A 3,027-nucleotide genomic window follows, 5' to 3' on the forward strand; every position below is an offset into this window, starting at 1 on the left:
AGGATGTCATCGGTACGGCCCACCACCGGCGGCGTGCGCCCGTTGCCGGTCATGAAGCTCGACGCCGTCTCGCCGTCGATGGCGAAGTTCCGCACGATGGGCCGCTCCCCTTCCCGCGCGGCGAGTGCGTCGGCGAAGCGACCGACATAACCGCGGTCGCCGTCCGAAGGCTCGTAGCGGAGGTCATCCTCCCCGAAGGTCACCGAGTCGCCGAGCCCGTAGAGTACGGGGGCTGCGGATGCCCCGTGGGCAAGGCTCAGACCGACAAGCGCAGCGAGGGTGAGGATGCCTGCCTTCGAATACGTGGAAGAACGAAGACGGAACATGAAAGATGAAGTCATAGAATTGAGTCCTTCGATTGATGGTTGGAAATCAGGCTGCGTCGCATTTCATATCTTGCTTCGCGCAACCGAGTTTGCCCTCCAAGGCGTTCTTCCTACATAAACTTTAGAACGGTCGCTCCAATCTGCCCCGAACACGGCTGGCGTGCATCTGCTCCGTTCCAACCGGGCTGCAGTCCACGTCCTCAAACGGATGTATCAGGGTCAATTTTCTGGCTCGAACGACCAAAGGGTCGTCGCGACGATCCGCGGGTTTTCGGGCTTGTACCAAGGCATGTCCATGATCCGCGAGGTGGTCACGTAGATCGTGCCGTCCGGTCCCTCGCTGAATGTATCGGGCCAGCGGAGCCGGTCGTCCTGCAGAACCAAGCTGACCTCTCCGTCCTGCCAGCGCCGGACCGCGTCGTCCTCGACGTTCGAGAGGTAGATGCGGCCCGCGTCGTCCATCCAGAGGCCATCGGTGATGCCGACCTCGCCGCGGTCGAGCACCGCCGCCGCGACCTCGTTCGCGGAGCGGCCCGGATCGGTCAGCACCTCGGTCGGGATCGAGTAAAGCGTCGTGCCGGTGAGCGGCTTCCAGAACAGCGTGCTGCCATCGGACGAGAGCGCGATGCTGTCGGCCGCGAAGGCGGCGCCGCGATTGTCCGGCCGGCGGACGGGCGCGCCCGCATGGGTGACGGTGACGTCCGGATCGACGGCGACCGAGAAATGATCCTCGAGGACGCGCCGCCCCTCCCCGGTTTCGAGATCGACGACGACGAGCGCGTCGGCGGGGCCGGAATCGGTGATGTAGGCGTGCTCGCCATCCGGGCTGAACCGCACGTCGTTGAGATAGCTGCCCTGCGGTGCGACATCGGGGCCGAAGGCGATGACGCGCACCACCTCGTCGCTGGCGAGGTCGATCTCGACGAGCTTCGGGCCGTTCTCGACAATGAAGCCGGTGGCGGGGGCCGCGGGATCGAGGACCCAGAGGCTGCCGTCGCCGTCCGTGACGACGCTCTGCACGCTGACGAAGTGATCCTCGGCCGAGACATCGGCGCTCTCGAGATTGTTCCAGCCGTTCCATTCCGCGTTCGGATAGGGCTGCGGCGCGCCGTCGACGAGCTCGGCCACGGAGATCTCCACGTCCTCGGTCCAGCGCGGAAAGTTGACGAAGATGCGCCCGTCCGCGCTGACCGTCACGCCGGTCACCTGATGGTCGAAGCTCGCCACTTCGGTCAGTTCGGGTTGCGCCTCGGCGGGTTGCTCCTGCGCCACCGCCGTCGTGGCGGTGCCGAGGCAGAACAGGGTGGCAAGGACGCCGGCAGGGCGCGGTAGGTAGGTCATGTCATGTCTCCTGATCGCCGGGGCCGGACCTGCGGGAAAGCCGGCCGGCCATTTACTCCGCCGCCTCGAGCTCGACCTTGATCCAGCCGGGCGCGCGCTTGTCGAAGGTCTCGAAGGCCTCGATCGCGGTTCCGATCGGCTCGACCTGGCTCAGCACCTTGACGGGATCGACAGTGCCCGACCGGATCAGGTCAAGAAGGTAAGGAATGTACCGGCGATGCGGACAGTTCCCCATCTTCATCGTCAGGTTCTTGTTCATCGCCTCGCCGATCGGAAAGCTTTGCATCGTCGGCGGATAGACCCCGATGATCGACAGGGTGCCGGCCTTCGCCAGCGCCCGCACCGACCATTCGAGCGCCTGGCTCGGCGCATCGCCCGGCTTCCAGAGATCGCCCTGCACGTTCTGCTCGGGCGCCACCCGGTCGACCTGTGCATCGAAGGTCCCGGACTTCTCCTCCGCCTCGTCCTTGGCCGGTCCACCATGCGCGTGCTGGCTGTCCACACCGACGGCATCGATGACCCGGTCGACGCCGATGCCATTGGTCATCTCGACGATCGTCTCGACAGGGTCCTCCTTCGAGAAGTTGACGGTCTCTGCACCAAGCTCCCGCGCCTTGGCCAGCCGGTCGTCGTGTTCGTCCACCGCGATCACCCGTCCGGCCCCGAGGAGCCTGGCTGAGATGATGGCGAAAAGTCCGACGGGCCCGGCGCCGAAGACCGCAACGGTGTCGCCGGGTTCGATGTCGGCGGCATCGGCACCGAAATAACCGGTCGGAAAGATATCGGATGTCAGGATCGCCTGATCGTCCGTGACCTCGTCGGGCACCTTGACCATCGTGGTGTGAGCGTAAGGAATGCGCGCCTTCTCAGCCTGCAAACCGTTGAAGGGCCCGGTCGGCTCCGGGCCGCCGAAAAACGATGTGCCCGCGCGGTTGCCGTTCGGGTTGGCGTTGTCGCATTGGGAGTGACATCCCGCCCGACAATAGGAGCACGCACCGCAGGCAATGGTCGAGCAGATCACCACCCGATCGCCGACCTCGAAGTTCCGCACCATCGGGCCGAGTTCCTCGACGATGCCCACGGCCTCGTGGCCGAGGATCGTGCCCGGCTTCATGCCCGCGAAGGTTCCGCGGACCATGTGCAGATCCGTGCCGCAGATGGCGGAGGTCGTGATGCGGATCACCGCATCGGTCGGGGCTTCGATCCCGGGATCGGGAACGTCGTCGAGGCGGATATCGCCCACGTCGTGAAAGACTACGGCCTTCATGCAATCTCTTTCGCTGATACAACGGTTCGAAACCTGAAGTCCCTCGCGTCCGCCGGTGTTCCCTCACCCGGATGTACCGTGCGGTTGCGGACC

The 3,027-nt window shown here is 65.2% G+C and carries 3 protein-coding genes; all 3 read right to left on the reverse strand.

All coding sequences use genetic code 11. The annotated features are described in order from the left end of the window. Nucleotides 1-341, reverse strand: a 341-nt coding sequence (locus Q1B08_RS21145) for an SGNH/GDSL hydrolase family protein (protein ID WP_299823251.1), incomplete at its 3' end; no start/stop codon positions are given. A 204-nt stretch (nt 342-545) separates the two neighbouring features. Then, nucleotides 546-1,667, reverse strand: a complete 1,122-nt coding sequence (locus Q1B08_RS21150) for an L-dopachrome tautomerase-related protein (protein WP_299823253.1) — start codon at nt 1,665-1,667, stop codon at nt 546-548. A 52-nt stretch (nt 1,668-1,719) separates the two neighbouring features. After that, nucleotides 1,720-2,934 (reverse strand): zinc-dependent alcohol dehydrogenase, encoded by a 1,215-nt coding sequence (locus Q1B08_RS21155; protein WP_299823255.1) that lies wholly within the window; start codon nt 2,932-2,934, stop codon nt 1,720-1,722. Between the last annotated feature and the right edge of the window lie 93 nt (nt 2,935-3,027).

Source organism: uncultured Jannaschia sp. (assembly GCF_947494025.1).
Lineage (GTDB): Bacteria > Pseudomonadota > Alphaproteobacteria > Rhodobacterales > Rhodobacteraceae > Jannaschia.